Origin of the sequence: Microcoleus sp. B3-D2, assembly GCF_036705345.1 — a bacterium.
Lineage (GTDB): Bacteria > Cyanobacteriota > Cyanobacteriia > Cyanobacteriales > Microcoleaceae > Microcoleus.
Window position 1 is genome coordinate 18,665 of the sequence record NZ_JAUBUG010000039.1, and the last position, 20,852, is coordinate 39,516.

13 protein-coding genes and 1 pseudogene are annotated in these 20,852 nt (G+C 46.1%); 7 read left to right on the plus strand and 7 right to left on the minus strand.

Features of this window, described 5'->3' with window-relative positions; all coding sequences use genetic code 11:
* Window positions 1–187: 187 nt before the first annotated feature.
* Entirely contained in the window at window positions 188–2,098 is a 1,911-nt protein-coding gene (locus tag QUB14_RS16020; RefSeq protein WP_333217928.1) for an ABC transporter ATP-binding protein, read from the minus strand.
* A 711-nt stretch (window positions 2,099–2,809) separates the two neighbouring features.
* On the opposite strand from QUB14_RS16020, the gene QUB14_RS16025 reads away from it, so the two are divergent.
* Both QUB14_RS16025 and QUB14_RS16030 read left to right on the plus strand, forming a co-directional pair.
* On the plus strand, window positions 2,810–3,202 hold the full coding sequence (locus tag QUB14_RS16025; RefSeq protein WP_333217927.1) for a hypothetical protein: 393 nt from the start codon (window positions 2,810–2,812) through the stop codon (window positions 3,200–3,202).
* Window positions 3,127–3,375 (plus strand): annotated as a pseudogene (locus QUB14_RS16030) (hypothetical protein); the annotation flags it as partial. The gene QUB14_RS16025 and the pseudogene QUB14_RS16030, both read left to right, overlap by 76 nt.
* A gap of 102 nt (window positions 3,376–3,477) precedes the next feature.
* Here QUB14_RS16030 and QUB14_RS16035 read toward each other — a convergent pair.
* Complete coding sequence (locus QUB14_RS16035) at window positions 3,478–4,638, minus strand: quinone-dependent dihydroorotate dehydrogenase (protein ID WP_333217955.1); 1,161 nt, start codon at window positions 4,636–4,638, stop codon at window positions 3,478–3,480.
* Between the two features lie 231 nt (window positions 4,639–4,869).
* Here QUB14_RS16035 and QUB14_RS16040 point away from each other — a divergent pair, with 231 nt between their 5' ends.
* The gene (locus QUB14_RS16040; RefSeq protein ID WP_333217926.1) at window positions 4,870–7,791 is read left to right on the plus strand and encodes a GAF domain-containing protein; all 2,922 of its coding nucleotides are present in this window, start codon (window positions 4,870–4,872) and stop codon (window positions 7,789–7,791) included.
* Window positions 7,792–8,124: 333 nt separating this feature from the next.
* Here QUB14_RS16040 and QUB14_RS16045 read toward each other — a convergent pair whose 3' ends face one another.
* On the minus strand, window positions 8,125–8,583 hold the full coding sequence (locus tag QUB14_RS16045) for an ABA4-like family protein (RefSeq protein ID WP_006635816.1): 459 nt from the start codon (window positions 8,581–8,583) through the stop codon (window positions 8,125–8,127).
* A 178-nt stretch (window positions 8,584–8,761) separates the two neighbouring features.
* Between QUB14_RS16045 and QUB14_RS16050 the strand changes: the two genes are divergently transcribed.
* Window positions 8,762–9,772 carry a leucine-rich repeat domain-containing protein gene (locus tag QUB14_RS16050; protein ID WP_333217924.1) on the plus strand — a complete coding sequence of 337 codons (1,011 nt, stop codon included), beginning with the start codon at window positions 8,762–8,764 and terminating at the stop codon, window positions 9,770–9,772.
* A gap of 412 nt (window positions 9,773–10,184) precedes the next feature.
* On the opposite strand, the gene QUB14_RS16055 is transcribed toward QUB14_RS16050, so the two are convergent.
* Window positions 10,185–11,684, minus strand: coding sequence for an NAD(P)/FAD-dependent oxidoreductase (locus QUB14_RS16055; protein WP_333217922.1), 1,500 nt, complete (start codon window positions 11,682–11,684; stop codon window positions 10,185–10,187).
* A gap of 70 nt (window positions 11,685–11,754) precedes the next feature.
* Here QUB14_RS16055 and QUB14_RS16060 point away from each other — a divergent pair, with 70 nt between their 5' ends.
* The 3 genes from QUB14_RS16060 to QUB14_RS16070 all read left to right on the plus strand — a co-directional run bounded on the left by QUB14_RS16060 (window position 11,755) and on the right by QUB14_RS16070 (window position 16,114).
* Window positions 11,755–13,449: a hypothetical protein gene (locus QUB14_RS16060; protein ID WP_333217920.1), complete on the plus strand. Its 1,695-nt coding sequence runs from the start codon at window positions 11,755–11,757 to the stop codon at window positions 13,447–13,449.
* Window positions 13,450–13,632: 183 nt separating this feature from the next.
* The gene (locus tag QUB14_RS16065; RefSeq protein ID WP_333217918.1) at window positions 13,633–14,628 is read left to right on the plus strand and encodes a pentapeptide repeat-containing protein; all 996 of its coding nucleotides are present in this window, start codon (window positions 13,633–13,635) and stop codon (window positions 14,626–14,628) included.
* A gap of 154 nt (window positions 14,629–14,782) precedes the next feature.
* The gene (locus tag QUB14_RS16070) at window positions 14,783–16,114 is read left to right on the plus strand and encodes a serine/threonine-protein kinase (RefSeq protein ID WP_333217916.1); all 1,332 of its coding nucleotides are present in this window, start codon (window positions 14,783–14,785) and stop codon (window positions 16,112–16,114) included.
* A 276-nt stretch (window positions 16,115–16,390) separates the two neighbouring features.
* Here QUB14_RS16070 and QUB14_RS16075 read toward each other — a convergent pair whose 3' ends face one another.
* The 3 genes from QUB14_RS16075 to QUB14_RS16085 all read right to left on the minus strand — a co-directional run bounded on the left by QUB14_RS16075 (window position 16,391) and on the right by QUB14_RS16085 (window position 20,601).
* On the minus strand, window positions 16,391–18,802 hold the full coding sequence (locus QUB14_RS16075; protein ID WP_333217953.1) for an ATP-binding protein: 2,412 nt from the start codon (window positions 18,800–18,802) through the stop codon (window positions 16,391–16,393).
* Window positions 18,803–19,054: 252 nt separating this feature from the next.
* Window positions 19,055–19,264 (minus strand): hypothetical protein, encoded by a 210-nt coding sequence (locus QUB14_RS16080; RefSeq protein WP_333217914.1) that lies wholly within the window; start codon window positions 19,262–19,264, stop codon window positions 19,055–19,057.
* 689 nt (window positions 19,265–19,953) lie between these two features.
* Window positions 19,954–20,601, minus strand: coding sequence for a DUF6658 family protein (locus QUB14_RS16085; RefSeq protein WP_333217912.1), 648 nt, complete (start codon window positions 20,599–20,601; stop codon window positions 19,954–19,956).
* Between the last annotated feature and the right edge of the window lie 251 nt (window positions 20,602–20,852).

Consider the following 20,852-nt stretch of genomic DNA (forward strand, 5'->3'; position numbering starts at 1 on the left):
TCCAGTACGTTTGCACTTTTTCCGAAATAGTCCGTCCTGCGGCTATTTGCCTTGCTCTCCTTAATATTGGTTCATGAGCAGCCTTCTGTGCCGCTGGGTCAGTTAATGCGAGTGCTATTCCCAGTCAGGCAGTCAACGCCCGCTGATTGAAGCAAAAGAATCAGAATAAGTTCGCCATGTTGTGTCCCTACTCGATGCAGGGTTTGTGCGTAAGTCCTGTTGATTTTACGGTACCGTAGCCCAACATTCGGTAGTAGAGTCCCTGTTTGGTAAGGAGTTCGGCGTGAGTGCCAGACTCAAAAATCTCGCCCGACTGCATCACAAAAATCAGATCGCAGTCTACGGCAGTTTCGAGTCGGTGCGTGACCAAGATGATGGTTCTGTTGCGACGTAGACGTTGCAGAGTCTCTAGTACCCACTGCTCGTGCTTCAAGTCCAGCGCATTCGTGGGTTCGTCGAGGATGAGTATTGGAGCCTCAGTGACGAGCGCCCGCGCGATAGCTAGGCGCTGTCGCTGTCCACCCGAGAGGTTTTGACCGCCCTCCGCGATTAAAGTATCATACTGCTCCGGCAAGGTTTCGATGAACTCGGCTGCCCCAGATTCGACTGCCGCTTCCCGAATATCGGAGAGCAGAGCATCCGGGCGACCGTAGGCGATATTCTCTGCGATCGTTCCGGGGAATAGTGGGCTGCCTTGCGAGACGAGCGCCATGTGCTTGCGAACATCGGCAATCTTAAGGGTGCGGAGGTCGAAGCCGTCGAGGAGGACGCTGCCCGATGTCGGGTCGTAGAAGCGCGGCAAAAGATTGAGCAACGTGCTCTTTCCCGTTCCGCTAGGACCCAAAAACGCCACCATCTGACCCGGCTCGATACTAGCACTGATGTTCCGCAAGACGGGTTGCCCAGAGTTGTACTCGAAGCTTACGTCGGCAAGTGCTAGTGTGCGGGGATGGACGGGAAGCGATCGCGCATCAGGCTCATCTTTTATAGCAGGCGGCTCGTCAATGACCGTAAAGACGCGATCACATGAAGCTACAAACGTCTGGATCTTAGTAGTGAACCCCAACACCCAACCTATCGGGTCCCAGAACTGCCCCAGGTACGCCATGAATACGAGCAGATCGCCAATGGTTACGCCGCCCTGCACCGGACGCAAGAACTGGTCGCGATAAACTAGGTATCCGCCGTAGCCTAAGATTACCCCGCTTCCCAGGGCGAAGACTACCTGAACCGCTAGCGGATAGAGGTTTTCTTGCCAATTGAGTCGCATGGAGGCCTTGACGCTGCGTTCCACTGCCTGCCCGAAGCGCCGCGACTCGGTTGCTTCTCGACCGAAGGACTGGATTAGCCCGATCGACTCTATAGCTTGCTGCATGGTTGAGGTCATCACCGCATCGGTCTGCTTCGACTCAAGGGCTCGACTCCTAATCCTTCCCTCGAAGTACCAATTCGCCAGTATTAGAAGCGGAGTGAACGAAAGCGCAAACACGGTGAGAAGGACATGGCGCGAGAGCATGATCCAGATCATCGCCGTCAGCGTCACCGATGCGGCAGTGGAGCCGATAAGCGTATCGATTACCCCCCAGGGGCCGAGGCTGTCGTAGCTCAACCGATAGATTGCGTCACCCTGCGATCGGGAGCCGTGCCAGCCGAGACTCAGCGCCTGCATTTTGTCGTAGAGTTCGGTGCGAACCCGCAAGGTTCCGTTGTACTGGATGCGGTAGTTCAACATCCTACGGAGCATGAAAACGGTCTCGCTCAGGATTCTAATAATCATCGCGACGAATGCCATTCCGAAAATTCGGTTCAGCGTGCTTTCACCGAACGGAGCAAGAAACAGCGTATGAATCCAGTTGGATTTGGGAGTTGGTGACAAAACCGTATCGACTAGAATCGCCATTGGCCAGGCGTTGAGAAGGTTGAAAAATACCGATGCTCCGATCAACAACAAGAGTGTGACGATCAGCCATAAGTCTTTGCGGAAGTAGGAAATGGAGCGCAGGACGATCCGCACCAACCAATGTTGGTTAATTAACGGCATCACCATTTTTGGTGAATTCTTCTGGCTCTTCAAACGTGCTTTGAATGGAAAATTCATAAATATACTGGGTGCCTCTAAGTAAGACAATGCACCAATTAGGAAGTTTCACCCCTGTCAGAGAAGCTAGAAATTAACTTTGAGTTATAACCTTTGTTGTCAAGCAGGGCAGATGGAATGTGAGATTATTCGACTGGTGCAAGATGTAAGTATAGTTGCGTTGTGCCAGGGTAGCTAGATAGAAAGCGATCTCGCTTTGCTTCCTGGTGTGATGCAAAGCACGAAACTTTTCGCAAAGCGGTCGCTTTCGTTGAGACTATCTCAACTTGTTAATCGGAACTTCCCCCCTGTGGTCGATCGCATCCCAGCAAAGCCCCCATCAGTCGGGCAATCGCGCTAACGCCCTCCCTCAATAGATGACTACAATATTAGGGAAACCTTCAGTAAATCCAAAGATCTCTGTTGCAAAGGAGCTGGCATTGTCAGCTTGTCGAAACTAACTGAAACCAGACGCAATTTAGGCGAGACTCGATTTTTAGCGATTGTCGATAAATTTGTTATTAACGTCCGAAAACTTGGAACTGGAAAACCCTCACAAGTACATTTTGTTGAAGCTTTCCGTTTTGCTGGAGTGGATGACTTAACCGGGACAACCACCGACCCTGACTCAGAAGCATTCAACCACTCCTCATCCTCAAACAACGAGGACGGACGGTAATCGTTGACACATATGCTCTTCTAAGTAATAAGCTAACACACATAAAAACAGGTGTGCAAGCACCAACAGAAGTTGTATCACTAGGAACAACACCCACAGAATCACTTATAACGGAAACACCACCAATACTGGAAGCTGCACTGCCAGCGCTAACAGCACCGCAGCCGAAAGCATCAGCAGCAGAACCAGTCCCCGCTCCATCCCAAGAGAGCAGTCTGACTCACCGACTCCAAGCACCCTACAAAGAAGTAACGGTCAGGTTTACGGTGGATATGTCCGTCGGGAGAGCACCGCAAGCTGTCGATGCTGGCAGCCAGGACGGGGCGCAAGAAACTCGATATTGTGCGGATGCTGCTAGAGGACGGGTTGAAGGAGGGGGAGGGGTAAGGGCTGGAAGAATATTTGGAACAATCTTCGTATCATACTTCAACCTTTTACCATATTGAACTTAATTCAGCCGGGGCTTACACTCTTTCCTATTCCTCAATTATCTTTAAAATTTGCTAAACTTCAATCTATCGTTTATAGGCTGACTGGCTCAATTTTTATATTCCTGTTTTACCCGGATTTCTATTTTTGTTCTGCCTCAAGTGACATAAGAAGGTTAATAACTCGTTAGAGTCGGTGCGTAAATCCTGCGGCCAGAATTTATGAGACTTCTTCAACGATTCTTGTGGGGCAGGCAGGATACCTGCCCAAGACTTGCTTTCCACTCCTATGTCTATTGATTGTCCGAACCTACTGCCTCAGAAATAGAACTAAATCCGCGTTCTTCTAACTTTTGCAACAACCCTTGTAGAATCCGGCGCACCATCCAAGGCCCTTCGTAAACCCAACCAGTGTAGACTTGAATTAAACTCGCACCGGCGGCTATTTTTTCCCAAGCATCTTCGGCGGTGAAAATGCCGCCAACTCCAATTATGGGTAATTCGCCTTTTGTATATTGCCAGATAAATCGGATTACTTCTGTCGATCGCTCCCGCACTGGAATCCCGCTAATTCCCCCGGCTTCTTCGGCGATTGGTTTGCCTGTTTCTGGCAATATTTGTGTTTTCAATCCATCGCGGCGGATGGTGGTATTTGTGGCGATAATTCCTGCTAGTTGGTAGGTTTTTGCTAAGTCGAGGATTGATACGATCGCCTCCGACTCCAAATCCGGCGCAATCTTGACTAAAATTGGCTTGATTCCCTGATTTTCTTGTTGCAAAATTTCCAAAATTGTGCTAAGCCCAGCAGCATCTTGGAGCGATCGCAACCCAGGCGTATTCGGAGAGGAAACGTTCACTACAAAATAGTCGCCCCAATCTTTCAGCAGCTTAAAACTCTCCAAATAGTCGGCTGCGGCTTGCTCTAACGGTGTTACCTTAGATTTACCGAGATTGATGCCCAAGGGGAACCGAGACTGAGGCATGGGGCGCGAGGCATCGAATTTTGACTGTTTCTGTGCTGCCTGAAACCGGGCTGCCATTGCCGCGGCTCCTTGATTGTTAAATCCCATGCGGTTGAGGGCTGCACTGTCCTGAGTCAATCGAAACAAGCGAGGTTGGGGGTTTCCCGGCTGTGGTTGACAAGTGACAGTGCCGAGTTCGGCAAAGCCAAAGCCAAAATTTGCCCAAATATCGGCAGCTACGCCGTTTTTATCAAATCCGGCGGCTAAGCCGACAGGATTGTTAAAGCTCAGTCCCCACAAAGATTGTTCGAGGCGAGAATCTTGAACTCCCAAAGATTTCTGCAATCGCCAGAGCATTTGGCTGGTTGCGGGGTTTGACTGGGTTCTGGCTGCGAGTTCGAGAACTTGGAGAGTGCGGTTGTGCAGCCACTCGGCATCGGTTTTCAATACGGAAAACAACAGCGGGCGTACACTTGATTGATAAATATCCAATGATTTGTACTGGGGCAATTTACAAATTAGAAATGAGAAGGGAAATAAAAATATTCAGGAGCAGACAGTGAAGGCGAATTTTTTACTTCAACTTCGATCGACTTTATCCAATGTTTTAGATTGAGGGATAAGTGAGACGATTATATTATAAGTTGATTCTTTTGTATTTTATTTTTTTGAATTTTTAAGTTAGTAATTTTAAATTAGACAAAGGTGCGGGGAAGCTTGGAAATGGGGCAGCAGCAAAGACCAAAGGATTTAGACGAACAAATCGCGACCCTAGAGCGCGTTCTCCAGACTCTGCGAGAAGAGGAGAATGTTGAAGTGCTACTTTCGACCACACTCGGTTACTTGCAAACCGAATTTGACTGGCCGTTGATTTGGATCGGGTTGTACGATCGACAGGCCCACAGATTGTTCGGCAAAGGCGGCATAACTCCTAACGGCGACCTGTCTTTTCTCAAACAGCGGTTTGCTCTGAGTCCGGGGGATTTGCTGGAACAAGTGGTGATTCAGCTCCGGCCGGTGGGAGTTCCGGATTTGCGATCGGAAAGTAGAGCCGGAGAATGGCGCAAAGCAGCTCAAACTTTCAATATTCAAGGCACGACTCTGTTTCCGCTCCGCTACAAAGACCGCTGCTACGGCGTGATTTTGCTCGGCACAGACGTGTGGGGAGCGTCGCCAAAGTCCGGGGAAAAAACGCAGTTGGCGATCGTATTTGGAGCGCTGGCAACTGCTCTTTACCAAATAGAAAAAGACTGGCAGCGACAACAAGTTAAACACCCAGACGAGTCTCTTTTAGCGCTGATTTCGCAGTTGGGGGAACTGCGATCTCTCGACCAATACTTGCAAGCGGTGGTCGAACAAACTCATGAATTTATCGAGCCGACGCGCACCAATGTTTATTGGTTCGAGCGAGAGCGGCGCTATTTTTGGCGCCGAGTCAGCAACCGCGAAGTTGCTCCGGGTTTGGGCGGGCCGAGCCGAGCGGCTTCGGGCATCACCGTTCAAGACTTGGGCGAATTTTATCAGGCTTTGGGCAGGGAAGAAATGGTTTGGATCGGTGAATCTCAAAGTTCTCTGAAAACTGAGCTGACGGGGCGGTTGATGCAGCAAATCCGCGCTCGCTCTCTGTTGGCTGCGCCGATTGTTTCAGAAGGGGAATTGTTGGGATTTTTGGCAGTCGAAGCCGGCGAGCCCCGGATTTGGCAAGACAATGAAAAGCATTACCTGCAGGGAGTGGCGCAGTTAGTGGCTCTGACGGCTCCTGTGTCGGAGATGGAGGAGAAAATTCAGCAAATTGAGATCGATCGAGATTTAACTGCGGGAATAGCTCGCGCCATCTACAGCGATGCTGACTGGGAGGCGACTTTGAAAAATACCGCCGAACAGTTGTGCGAGCGGCTCAAATGCGAATACTTTTTGCTACTGCTGTACGGCGAAGAACAAAATCGCTTTGAAATTGTCTGCCAAAATCTGCCCCGCAACCGCAGATCAGTGCCGTCGCCGCTCAACGCCCTCGATGTGGCTGACGTGGGGCTGTTGCAAGAAAGCGAACCTGTGGCTATTGAAAATTGGGAGGAAGACGGGCGGTTGAGCGCTTGGCGGGAAGTGTTGGGGGAGGCGGGGGTGCGATCGCTTTTGGCATCGACCACGAGGGGGAAAAAGAAAGAGGGAGAAAACCCCAATCTAAAATCGAAAATCCCCAATCGAAAATCGATCGAGGGTTTGCTGGTTGTCGGACACAATGCAACTCGCACTTGGAGGCGATCTGAGCAAGAATTAGTTCGGCTAGTGGGCCAACAGCTAGGATTGATCCTGCACTCCTGGCAGCAGAGTGCGGAAATCGACAAATATCAGCAATTTGAACGATTGCTCAAATCGGGTTTGGCGGTTTTGCACCATTCTCCTGATGAGCAATCTGAGCAAGAGATATCTGCTGCTTCACCGACGATGTTCCCAGAGTTGCCGCTACAAAAGCTCGATCGTAACTTTGCTCAACACGTTTCCCAGACACTTTCCTGTCCTTTAGTCGCCCTAATTACTTGGAATCCGGGTCAGGAGGAAGGTTCCATCGTGGCGACGGTAGCTGCCAATCCCGTATTTGCCCTCAATCCCGAGGCGGTGATTCCTGTCAAAACAGATGCCTTGATCCAACAAACCCTGGCAGAAGCGGGCGTGCTGCAACAGAGCACGAGCCAACTGCCGCTGGCGACGAAGCGGTGGCTCCGCAGTCCGGGAATTGGCGAGATTCTGACGGTGGCGCTGCGGACTGCCCCAGAACACGCTGCGGCGGGCATTGTGGTGGCTGCGGACGCTCCGGGCCGCCAGTGGTCGGAGTTGTCGGTGAGTTTACTCAGCTCGATGGCGTCTCAGTTGGCTTGGTGGCACAGGTATTTGGCGGTGCAATCGGCAAGCGAGTCGCAGCGATTGGATCTGGAGCTGCTCAACTGGTACAAACAGCGCCGTTTTGAGGAGTTTTACCGCACTGTGGGAGCGGGGGTGAAGGAGTTGGGGGAGTTGAGTCAGTCGATTTTGCAGTCGGCGAAGGAGCAAAAGGATGCTCTGAAAATTTTGCGCTACCAACAGGTTTTGCGGCAAATTGGCAATGCTTTGGGGTCAACTCATCTGCTGCTGAAACAGGAACAGTGGCGGCTGCAATTCGGACAAGATGCGGTGCCTGTGAGCGCTTGGCTGAGGCGATCGCTCGATCGAACGGCCTCCCTGGTCAAACAGTCGCAAGTCTTGCTGGAAGTGCACAGAGAAATTGCTGTGTCGATGCCTGCTGGTCAGACTTTGAGCGTTCGCGGCGACAGCATCAAGCTGGATTTGATACTGTGCGAATTGCTGGCGGCGGCTTGCAGGCGCTCTGCTGTTGGCGCCAAGATTGAGATTCGCTCTCAGTTGTTGGGAGAAGATTGGCTAGAATTGTCTGTGAGCGATAGCGGCGCGTGCGATCGACACTTAATTGCTGCCTTCAACAGCGGTTCCGGGCCGGACATATTAGCCGTTTCTACTTCCAATAGGTCGATCGTGCAAAATCTTTTAGTTTATCAGCGAGCGGTACGCTTAATGGGGGGAAACTTTTCTATAGAAATGTTAGAAAACAATTTAATTGTGGCTCGTTTAGTGCTGCCCCTAGCCAATTCTTAAAATTCTGTACGGGCGAGTTCACCCCTATCTGCAATTCACATACTAGGTACTTATAAACCTGCCCCTACCCAACTTCTAGCGGTAAAGTGCTTCAGGTGCACGCTACATAATTAGGTTCTGCGTCCAAGAGTGGATGATTGATATCAACCCCGTTTGTATTAGATCGAGTTCTGTTATGGAGTAAGATTAAATGAACCGCGAAGACGCAAAGAGCACGAAGGAAGAACTGCACCTTCTTCTTTCTCTTCCTTCGTGTCCTTTGCGCCTTCGCGGTTTAATCATTCCGATGCAACCGGATGCGATATAACATCCAAGGTATTAAAAACCCTGTGCCTAAACCGATGAAGTAACCGTTTCCGCCGCCTCAGAACTCGGGAAAAACCTTTGAGTAATCCAAGCAGTTACAATATGAGAAAGCAATCCCATCGGCCCAGCAAAAAAACACAAAGCCAAAGAATGAACCGTCCAAACTCCTGTCCGCTGTCCTTCCAAATAAATCCAGCGCCCGACAAACAAGTCCATCACTAAAAAATGTATCCATCCCGTAGCCGCCGCCGTTTCCTCACCCAGAAACTTAGCAATATCTGCTAGTTTGGGATTGGACAAAGCAGCCGCATTTTCCGCAGTCAGACTGCTACCAAACAAATATATGTACAAAACGGCTAGCACTGCAAACGGAATAAAGGAATTCATCACTTTTCGGGTAATTCCCCAGTTTGGTAATAAAATCATAATTGCCCAGAAAGGCACAACGAACAGATTACCGACATTAAAAATTAGTTCTGGTGTCATAGTTGGCTCTTGGCTCCTACGAATGCAATTCAATTAAGCATCTTAAGATTACTTTACACAATTTTTGCCGAAATTTCTCAAAAGCCGAAAAAAATGTCATTCACAAATGAAATAGAATTGCTATACTTATCTAAAATTTAAAATCTCGAATCTAAAATCGATTAAGGCAGCACAGCCCATGACAACTTATAATAACTTTCCCGATTGGTGCCAGCAAAAAGAGAATCTCTCGCTTGATGCTAAACATACGGTAGAAATACTGTTGCAAATCTCAGACACTTCCGAGTGCGATCGAGCCAACGCACTGCTTTCTAATACAACAGAACTTAACCTCAAAAATCTTCAAATTACCGATATCACTCCCCTCTCATCTTTCACTAAACTTACTAATCTAATCCTCGGCAGCAATCGAATATCTGACCTCGCTTCCCTGCAATCTTTAACCAATCTGAAAACTTTGATTATGGATGTTAATCAAATCTCAGATATCAGCCCGCTTTCATCTCTAATAAATCTGAGTCAACTTGTTCTCGATACCAATCAAATCTCCGATATCAGTTCCCTAGCAAATCTAACTAATCTTACCGCACTTGTCTTGTTTGACAACAAAATTTCCGACATCACTCCGCTGAAAAACTTAACTAACTTAAATGCGCTGATTCTCTACAACAATCAAATTTCAGATATCGCTCCTCTGGAAAATTTAACTGAACTCCAGACACTCTACCTTTACAATAATAAAATATCAGATATCACGCCGCTGGCTTCCTTAAAAAATCTCAATACGCTGTTTCTCTTCGGAAATGAAATATCTGACCTTACTCCGCTGGGTTCTCTAACTAACTTAAATAAATTGGTTTTATTCCAAAATAAAATATCAGATATTAGTCCTTTGGCCTCCCTCACTAATTTAATTGAACTAAACCTCGGTAACAATCAAATATCAGACATCAGTCCGCTGAAATCGTTAACTAATTTGACTCAACTGTATCTGTTCAACAACCCGATTTCGGATACCAGCGCGCTACAAGCTTTAAATAATTTATTTTTACTAGACTTGTACAACAATCAAATCTCTGATATCAGTTCTTTGCAATCTTTGCAAAAGTTAACTAGCCTGGACTTGCGCGGGAATCCGATTGTTAATAAAATTTGCCCTGTCAATCCTGAATCTCTATGCCGGTTTTAATTATTAAGGCCGAGGCAAGATGGCAGTTTATAGAGTATAATGTCAAAGGTCAATATTAGGAGAAAGTGATGAGCGGACACGATGCTTTGATGTTAGGATTGCTGCTGTTGCCCGGTTTGGCTTTGTCGATCGCAATTCTGGGCGCTTTTGCCGCTGGTGGATAATCAGTTTTGGCAGCAGGCAGATTTGGTAAAAAGTAGTTTTTTCCTCGTTCCCTGGCTCTGGCTGGGAACGCATTTCACTATTGCTTTGCCTCCTGTTTTTTTGCCAGCGAGGCAGAGCCTCTGGATCTCGGTTCCCCGCCAGAGGCAGGGAACCAGTTAATTTCCCTTCTTCCTTCTTCCTTCTTACTTCTTCCTTCTTCCTTCTTCCTTCTTCCTTCTTCCTTCTTCCTTCTTCCTTCTTCCTTCGCTTACAAAAATTGTGCTGTAATATCCGAATTTACCAAAGTATTCGCGCACAAAATACCCGATGCTGCGACGGCGGGGACGCCAATTCCCGGCATGGTGCTGTCTCCCACCCGATACAAGCCTTTGACTGGTGTTTGCGGCCCGGGAAATGAGCCTTTTCCGGCGGCAATTGCAGGCCCGTAAGTTCCTTGATATCGGCGCAAAAATCGGGCGTGGGTTAGCGGTGTGCCGATCGACTCTAAGACTATTCGCGATCGCAAATCGGGTATAATTTTTTCTAAAGCTTGAAACAGAGATTGCGATCGCTCTTGCTTTTTCTGCAGATACAATTCGCCATATTCCCAACCTTCGTAAGGTTCCAATGTATAAGCATGAACGGCGTGATGTCCGGGCGGCGCCAGAGTTGCATCCCACACTGTAGGAATCGAAATCATGCAAGTATTTCCGGGTACTGTAATGTCAATCTTGCTGTCGTGAACGACGACGTGGTGGCCAGTCAAACCTTCGAGTCCTTCGGCTTTAATTCCTAAATGCAGGTGCATGAAACTCTCTACTGCTGGCATCGACAAAGCGTTTTTTCGGTAGCTTTCCGGCAAATCTTCAGGCCGCAGTAATGTTGTATAAGTATCCCAGATTGTGGCATTTGAAATGACAATTGGGGTGCGGATAACTTCGCCATTTTTCAAGCGAACGCCGGTTGTTTTGCCCGCTTCAACTAATATTTGCTCGACGGGAGATCCCAGGCGCAATTTTCCTCCCCAGCGCTGCAAACCTCTCACTAAAGCATCGACGATCGCACCGCTGCCACCTACAGGATATTCGATCGCACAGCGCGATCGTTCGCCAATCATAAAAGCTATTTCCGGCGCGACAGTTCCGTGCGCTTTCAAACCCGACAGCAAAAAGCACTCCAAGTCGATCAAACGCCGCACCCAAGGGTCGCGCACATCCCGATCCATCAAGGAACCGGCTGAACCCGCGATCGCACCTACTAGCGGCAACAGCTTCAGCAAAGCAGGCGAGTACCGAGACAGCAAAACAGGTATTAACTGCCAGTCGGATCTCAGCGCTAAAGCCGGAATTCCACGCAAAGCTTCATACAAAACTAATAAATTTTGTTGAAATTGCTGCAATTCTACAGCACCTTGCGGTGCGAACTTAGCTACAGCATCTAAGTAACTTCTCGCATCAGCATAAATCGGTAAACTTCCCTCGGGAAAATGGTAATGCCCCAGGGGATCGTAGGAAATTGCTGCGATCGATTCCTCCAAAACATCAAAAACTTGCCGCAAAGGATTGAACGACCGGGGGTCAGTCAAACCGCAATAAAAAGAAGGCCCCGAATCAAAGTGAAATCCCCGGCGCGAAAAGCTGTGAGCTGCCCCGCCCGCTATTGTGTGGCTCTCGCAGACGAGCACCCGCTTGCCGTAACGAGCTAGCATCGAGCCTGCGACTAAGCCGCCAATACCGCTGCCAATTACGATCGCATCAAAGTCTTGCATTTATCAAATGTGGTATAATTGTATTATTTCTTGCTGAGTGTTGACAGGGTATTTTTATGGGAGGAAAACTATGAAAGCTTTATCTATTTTAGATGAAGTTGTTCGCGAATTAGAACAAGACGTGAATCTCTCGCGCATTAAAAAAATAATATTTTTTGCTTGTAAAGAGTCCTGGGAAAACGACCCCGCCCAACTCGCCAGCGCAGATGTAAGGATTTTAATTGAAGAGCTGTGCGCCAAGTACAGCAGGTTAGAAGATATTGAATCAGTTTTAAATAGTATAGTCTCTAAGGTTAATAAAAAAACCGAGTATGCTTTAGTAGCAGACCTCATAGTCTGTCAACTTAGCAGGCTGTATGAATTTGAAGATTTCACCAAATTAGAAATAAACATATCTAGTTTTGGCGGTCAGGAAGCTCCCGCATTTGAAGATCACTTTAGTTCGGAAATACCCAGCAGCAGCGAAGAAAGTGCAAGGAACCCCGGCAAATTATTTGATGTCCGACAAAAAATTTTGCAGCAAACAAATCCGCTGAGGGCGAAAATCCTAATTTTTTCTACTCTTTATCACCAGTTTACTTTTAGCGATCGCGACTGGCTACTGCTGAAAACTCAAGAACTTGACAATCTACTGCGACAACTGTTTAATGTCTGTGGCAGCCTAGCCGAACTCGAATCTCGATTGTACACAACTGCTAGCAATCTTGACAACCGAGATGAAAACGACCAAGCTGCGAGCGTAATCATCAAAGCGATGAATCCTTGTTACGCAAAAATGCAACAGGAAGAACCGGATGAAGCCGAATCTTCGGCTAGCGAAGATTACGATCAGACGCATTTAAACAACAGTGTTTATGAAGAGAGCAAGCTGGTGGACAGGCGCACCGATTATTTTGATCCAGGCGAGATTACTCACATCCTTCAAGCTGCTCCTGCTCACTATCATTATGACCCCCAAAAGAGTTACTTAGTCCCGGACACGGCAGAAAATGTACAGTTTAAAGAAGCCGAAACCAGCAATAATTATGCTACCGATTTCAGACATGAAATGGTAGAAACATTCCCAGTTGCAGAAATGGCGACTATTATCGAAACTTTAGAACCTGCGGCTCCTGTTATTATAAATATTAGCGATTCCATCAAACGCAAGTTGGAATTGGAAGAAGAAATGACAGAATTAGTCAGTCAAAGTGCTAACTCCGCAACGGCGCAAATAGAAAATATATTCACCAAGTTAGAAGCTGCTTTGAACGGAAAATTTTCTACGGGAAGTCCAGAGGAGCGTTTGTACTGGAAATATAAAAATCTCAGAGAGTATGTAGGAAAAGTTCAGAAGTTTACCGATAAATTGCTGGAAATTTTGATCGAACTGGAGTCAAAAGAAAGCGGTAAATATCCTTCTGAAATCACCGAAGACCTGGATGACAATATTTTAGACATACCGCAGGAAAACTCTAGCCATAAAGCAAATCAGTATCAGCTTTTGGAAATGGCAAAGCAAGGCAAACCAAAGGCGATCGCCCAATTGATTAATCAATTGCTACAGCCTAAAGGAATTGCTGCTACAGCGGGATTTAAAGACGGTTGGCTCCATGTTATTCTGGAGTCGGCTGAAGTACCCAACCAACAGGCTACAGCTACATACATTCACAAAAAACTGTGTACTTTAAAATCCAAATATCTTACTCATGTGAAAATTCACGGGCGACAGTTAGGTAGCAAAACAGTCTTTTGGACTCAAGAATTTGTCAATCAAACTCATTAAATGCCCCGACTAAAGTCTGAGGCTACACAAACTAAGTCGGCCTGCGTCAACTGAAATTCAAGAAATTTCATCAAATTCCTCAGACTCAAGTCTGGGGCTACAAAAACTAAGTCCGCCTGCGCGAACAGAAATTTAAGCAGTCTAGAAATAGCAGATTGTACCTAATTAACAACAAAAACAAATATGAATGCCAGCGAAATTTTAAGGCGATATACATCAGGAGAACTAGATTTTCAAGGTATGAATCTCCGAGGCGTATACCTGAGCGGTGCTGATTTAATTGGCGTCAATTTAAGCAGTGCTGACCTCTGGGGTGCAAACTTAGCGATGTCGTACCTGAGCCGAATTAACCTTCAGCGCGCAAATTTAACTAATGCAAAGTTGTGCGGTGCTAACTTAAATCAGGCCAACTTGAGCGGAGCAAATTTGTCCGATGCAGACTTCCACGGAGCGACTTTGCAAGGTGCAGACTTTCGCAGAGCCAATATCTCTTTGGCAGTTTTTATCGATGCAAATTTGAGCGATGCAGATATGCGAGGTGTGAATTTGCAAGGTGCAGATTTGCGCGGTGCGTGCTTGCGGGGTGCAAATTTGCGGAAGGAGCCGCGGATTTTTGAGGGTGCAAATTTGCGGGGTGCAAATTTGCAAGGTGCAGATTTGCGGGGCGTCAATTTGCAAGGTGCAGATTTGACTAAAGCTAATCTCAGCCACGCGAATTTGACAGAAGCATCTCTGGGGGAAGCAAATCTGACTCAGGCAAATTTGAGCGAAGCTATTTTAGATGGCGTATTTTTGACTGAAGCAACTTTGGTAGAAACAAATTTTTCCTGGGCTGTAATGGCAAATGCTAAGTTGGAAAGAGCTGTGTTAATTGATGCTGAATTGGCTGGCGCTAACTTGCGGGGTGCATTTATGACTGATGTTAAGTTGAGCAATGCTAATTTAATCATGGCTGACTTGAGTCGAGCTAATTTGGTGCGGGCTGATTTGAGTCGAGCTAATTTTAATCAGGCAAATTTGAGTGAAGCTAATCTGACTGATGCTTATCTGGCTAGAACTGATTTGCGGGAGGCAATTTTGCACCGCACAAGTTTGATTAGGGCAGATTTGAGCACTGCTAATTTATCAGGTGCTCAGTGGCGCGGTACAATTATGCCGAATGGAGAAATGCACGGGTAATTACTTCTAGTAGCAATTTAAGGCTGTCACCAAAATAGTTAATCTCCGACCCTGTGATTTAACAATTATGAGTAAAAATAAGCTGGGTAGGAGACCCGTCATTAATTTAATAGGTAAGGCCATTTTGTAGAAGTCAAAACAGGAGGGCAATGCTGTGTTAGATACAGGAAAAATTTTACAAGAACGTTATCAATTGCAACAGCGTTTAGGACGCACAGCGGCCGGTCATCAAACTTGGCTAGCAGTGGATTTAGAGTCTCAAGAACAGGTGACGCTGAAAATGTTAGCTTTTAGCCCGGAAATGCAGTGGGAAGAACTCAAGCTTTTTGAAAGAGAAGCACAAGTTTTGCAGGCGCTAAATCATCCCCGCATTCCTTGCTATCGAGATTATTTTTCCCTAGAGCGGGAAGCCGGAGCAGGATTGCCTTGGTTTGGCTTAGTGCAAGATTATATTCCGGGATTTTCACTTCAGGAATTGTTAGAAAAAGGCAAAAAATTTTCAGAAAAACAAGTACGAAAAATTGCCACTGAAGTGCTGAAAATTTTAATTTATTTGCATGAATTAAGCCCCCCGGTTTTGCACCGAGATATTAAGCCGAGTAATTTAATTTGGGGGGAAGATCAGCACGTTTATCTAGTAGATTTTGGGGCGGTACAAGCTCAAGCGGCCGTCACAGGTGTAACGTTTACAGTGGTAGGAACGAGTGGCTATGCACCCTTAGAACAGTTTTGGGGGCGGGCGGTGGCGGCTTCGGATTTGTATGCTTTGGGAGCTACTTTAATTCATTTGTTAACGGGGATGACTCCTGCGGATTTGCCCCAGAAAGATTCTCGGATTCAGTTTAGCGATCGCGTGAGTGTGAACCCCACTTTGGTAAGCTGGATTGAGAAGATGACGGAAATCGCCTTAGAAAAGCGTTTCAGCAAGTCTAGAGAGGCTTTAGCAGCTTTGAAATCGGGAAAAATACAAGGGGCTAATCTTCCAATTCCGACTGTTTGGAAAATTGCTAAACCACCTCACTGTCGCATTCAAGTTAGCAAATCAGCAACGGAGTTAAACATTAAAATTCCGTCTACTTTAGCCAGAAAGCCTTTTTTAGGTGCTTTTATAGGAATATTAACTCTACTGCTATCTTGGCCGATAGTCTTAGCATATTTGCAAGTAAATTTCAGTATGGGATTAGGATTTTTTCCGCTGGTAGCAAGTATGTTACTTAAGATTTTGGGCAATGGTACTAAAATTACCTTTAACCGGAACTACTTTAAACTGGAACATCAGATATTTGGTTGGAGTTATTTAGGACAAAGGGGGGAAGTTTCTGAGATTTTGGGTGCTTTTCTATACAATACTTATCAGGGAAATCAAATCAGGATTCGTTCAGGTAACGAGAGGGGAACTTACTTTTATACTTTAGCAACAAATTTGAAAGAGGTTGAGGCGGCTTGGTTAGCGCAAGAAATTCAAGATTGGTTAAATTTAAGATAAATTTTTGTAGGGCGAAGCCTTGGTGATTAATTTTTTTGTATAATAGACATCTCGCAACTAAAAATGGGTGACGCACTCACTTATAGGGGGTCTAAAATACAGCATATTCCAGGTTCATTAAGTACAGTAGCAACAGCTTGTAAACCAGACTGCTTGATCAAAAAAATGATCCTACTTTAAAATCGTTATGCCAAGGCTTTCAAAAAAAGACCCCAATCAAAGTCAGTATATTTTAATTACGCGATCGCCCAAAAAACATTGAATTTTAATTCAAATTTATCCCTTCACAGGCAAAACGATCGCAAACTCAGTGCCAATTCCTGGCTCGCCATTTACCTCGATGCTTCCGCCATGTTTTTCTACCGCAATCTGCTGGACAATTGCCAACCCCAATCCTGTTCCTTTGCCGACACCTTTCGTCGTGAACAAATGGTCGAATATCTGCTGTTTAACTTCCTCTTTTATCCCAGTGCCGTTATCAGCAATTTTAATTTTAATGTACCCTTCGCCAATTATATCCGTGCAAATCGTGATGCGGTTGGGATTGGCGGTAATTTCGCTAAAAGTGCGTCCTATATTTGACTCTTCTAAGGCATCGATCGCATTGGCAAGCAGGTTCATGAAAACTTGATTCAATTGACCCGGAAAACATTCGATTTTAGGGAGATTGCCGTATTTAGTTATCACTTCGATCTGCGGGCGGTGTTCGTTTGCTTTGAGGCGGTGTTTCAAAATTAAAATAGCGCTATCAATGCCTTCGTGAATATTAAAAGGAACTTTGTAGTCTTTGTCGCCTCGGGAGAAGGTACGCAAACTGTTGCTGATGCTGCAAATGCGCTCGCACCCGAGTTGCATTGAATCAATCATCTTCGGTAAATCTTCCAAAAGATAATCGAGGTCTATCTCTTCGGCGTGGTCGGCTATTTCCGATTGCGATGCAGCGGAGCGATACAATTCTAAGTGTTCGATCACATCTTCCAAACTTCTTTTACCTTCGTTTAAATTGCCAGAAATAAACCCAATCGGATTGTTAATTTCGTGGGCGACTCCGGCGACTAAATTACCCAATGCCGACATTTTCTCATTTTGCACGATTTGCAGTTGTGCTTGTTGTAAATTTTTTAAAGTTCGTTCTAGCTGTTGATTTTGCTCTTGCAAAAGTTCGGCGGCTCGCTTGCGCTCAGTGGCATCAACACCCAAACCAATAATCCCGATCGTCTCGCCATGGGAATTTTTTAACTGGACTTTCGTGATTTCTAAATAGTGTAGTTTGCCATCCACAAGTCTGAGAATTTCGCTGGAGTAATGCGGCAAATCTTGAGCAAGGCAGGCGGCATCGGAAACCAGACAGCCCGCTGCATTCTCCCCCAGTATATCTTTATAATGATCGACAGCTAGGAAATCGCTCAGAGGCACGCCCACATCTTGAGAAAATGTCTTGTTCAAAAACTGTACTTTACCACTGGGATTCACCATCCAAATCCAAATCGGAGCGACATCAAGAATCGCTTGGAGCATTTTCTTCTGATCGGCAAGCTGAGCTTCGGTTCGGCTAATTTTTACTAGCGATCGCTCTAATTGTTGGTTGTAATCCTGATATTTTTTATATAGCAGAGCATTTTGCAAACAGATGGCTGCCTGGGAACACAGGAGATTGAGAAGTTGCAGGCGATCGCGGGTAAAAACTCTTGCGGTTAAGCGATTTTCCAGATACAAAATGCCGACTAAGTTGCCTCGATCGAGAATCGGCCAACACAACAGGCTCTGCGGTTGGTATTTGAGGATGTAGGAGTCGGAATCCCAATCGCGTTGTTGAGCGAGATCCCGAACAATCACAGGTTTCAATAAATTTTTAACGCAGTCAACAATTTTGAGGGGCAAGATATCTCTGTTTTCATCGAGTGTTGCGGATGATAAGTCGATCGCCCACTCGACTCCCGAATTGTCGAGCGCGCTGGTAGCCGCGATTTCCCATTGATTGCCGTTTGGCAAAATCAGCGCTCCTTTGTCAGCTCCTGTATTTTTCATCGCCAGTTGCATCAGTTTGGCAATCAGTCGATCGAGTTCTCTTTCACTAGAGAGCGCTTGACAAGCTTTTAGCAGTGTTGAAAAATTCCCGAAATCTGAGACGCTCGCCGAAACAGACGGATGAATGGATGGATGAATGGATGGATGAAGCGATTGATTTTGCCCCGCAGGTGTTGGAAAATTTGCTAATGGATTTGCAGGAAGTTTTGCGGGTTCTAAAATCGGTTTTAATAATTGAGGATAACGTTTTTCTAAGTCATCAATTTTTGCTCTATCTCCCCAGCGGACATAGCAATCATAGGCATCTATCATGTAGAGTCGGGCAATTTTTTCTCTTCCCAATGACAGGTAAAACTTAGCAGCGAGTTCGCAGGCCAGAGCTTCTTCATTGACATATTCGTTAGCTTTAGCTCCGGTAATAGCTCGATCGTACAGTTCCATTGCTTCGGCTGTCTGTCCCAAAACGCCCAGCAATTCTGCCTCAACCAGATCGAACTTGTGTTGGTAATTGATCGGCGTATGGTGCGCGAATTCTTTTAGTTTTTTCTGACTAGCCCCAACGCGCTTAAGGATTTGTTGGCGCTCCGCCGGTGCGGCATCTGCATAGATTGCCAAATCTGCCAGCGCATCATAAAAGTCGTGCATCATCGTTACTAGCATCAAAACACAATTCCTAAGATAAGGTTTGCCTCTATTTCCCCTGTCGATTGGCGGCGGATTACGGCTCGAATACATCCCGAATCCGTGGCCTCTTTTTGCTAAATTTTATACACCTCCATGTGGCAGATAACAGTTAAGATTAATTGAAAGATTGGAAGGTTTAATGTATTTGTAAATAACCGGCCTGCGTTCGAGTTCGTCGAGAATGTCTGTTCGCTTGAGGACTATTTCTACCCATCCAATTAACGGTCGCTAATGCAACTTTTTGGGATTTGGGCAGCACCGCGTTCCGGAAATCCTCCGCCACAACGACGTAGGTTTGAGAATTTTAGCGGCGGGTGGTTGGTCTTTCTCGGACACGAACCGATCGATAGCCGATCGACAATCTGTGTACAATTGCGCGATCGGGCGATATCCCGGTATTACCGCAGTCAAATCTACTACATCTACTGTTGCGTTCATATCGCCTGACCTCAACTCCGAGATTAGCTTGACAAAACTTAGTGTATCTATCTTAGGGCATAAACCGCATAATTTTTGATCGCCCGATCGAAAATTCCAATTGTCTGTTAATGAACAACATTTTATACTTTGGCGATCGCGATTAAAGCTTTTTACTTACGTATAAGTTTCTCCTGTTAATCTCAAATGCAATTCAATGAACGCGAAATACCGTATAAACACCGCAGTTTCCTGTCTGGAAAAATACAATGGGTAATTAATTGAATTTAATATAGCTCGATCGCCCAAATTTCCGCGAAGCAGCTCAAACAGTTAATACCTTAAAAAGTCCAAATACAATCTATAGAAATTATAAAGAATCCGTCGTGAAAGCAGTGGCACTCTAGTCCCCCCTAGAAAAGGACAGAATCGTTGCATTGTGGTGAAACTCCCCCTCCACTCTACTTCCGGCCTAATAGCCCTCCCAGGGGTTAAAACCAAATCAAATAGTAATAGGCAGTAGTGTTCACATGACTTTACGTAGATTCCGACAGAGGTTAAAACCCCTGTCGGAATCTAGCTTCCCGAGACGGAAACAGCGTTATTTGAATTTAGTCGATCGCGTCTGCCGCTGTTTCTGCCACTCGTTGAGTTATGTCAATATCTCGATTCACTTTCTAGCAAATATTCTCCGAGGCATCTTCAGCGTTCTATCTGGCATCTCGCGCTGCATCATTGATATTTTCTTGGCCGCCGCTGGTACCATATCTCAGCGACTCAGTACCCTCTGCTGCTCTTTCTTTGGCTCCCGCAGTGGCTTCTTTAACAATATCTTTTGCTCCCTTCAAGCCTTCGCGAGTGTTTTCTTTAAGATTAGCAAAGCCTTGTTTGGTTTTGTCGCCAAAGTTATCAGCTTTGCTCTGGGCGGTGCTAGCATCTTCCTTCACCTTGTTCCCAATTTGGCCGAGTTTGTCAGGCGCGTCGTCCGCTACCCGCCGCACGTTTTCGCCTACATTGCTGCTAGATTTGGTGTCAATGCGGTGCTGCGCTTCCTCTTTGAGAAGCTGAGCTTTTGCTTCTTCTGTTGTTACCTTTTTGTTTCTGGGATCGACATCGCTGTAGTCGTTCATGCCGCCTTTGAATTCGGAAGTTACAGCCCCTGAAGGCACTTCTTCTCTAATTTGGTCGGCAGTTTTTCCTATCCTCGCATCACCTTGTCCTGCGATTACATCAGTTTTTCCTGCCGTCACATCAGGGCGGCTGCAGGCCGTACTCACTAATACTAAAATGCCAGCCAGAAACACTGTTAAAATTTGTACAGCTCGAATTTTTTTCACAAATGCAGTTAGTCTCTTCATAAAAATGCTCCTTTCTATTGTGATAGGCTCAAATGCCTGGTGGTTCTGTAGATGGTTAGCATTACAAAATTAGGCACTTAAACACTTTTTTAGTTTACGAAGAGAAACAGCAGCTTTTCATCTATCTCAAGTTAGATTTCTCAAGTTATAGTACAAGGAAGAAGGAAGAACGAATGGACAATCCTCAATCTTCTACCAATTATTAAAAATCTCACCACCCCGCGCCCGACACGGCAATGTCCTTTCCCTAT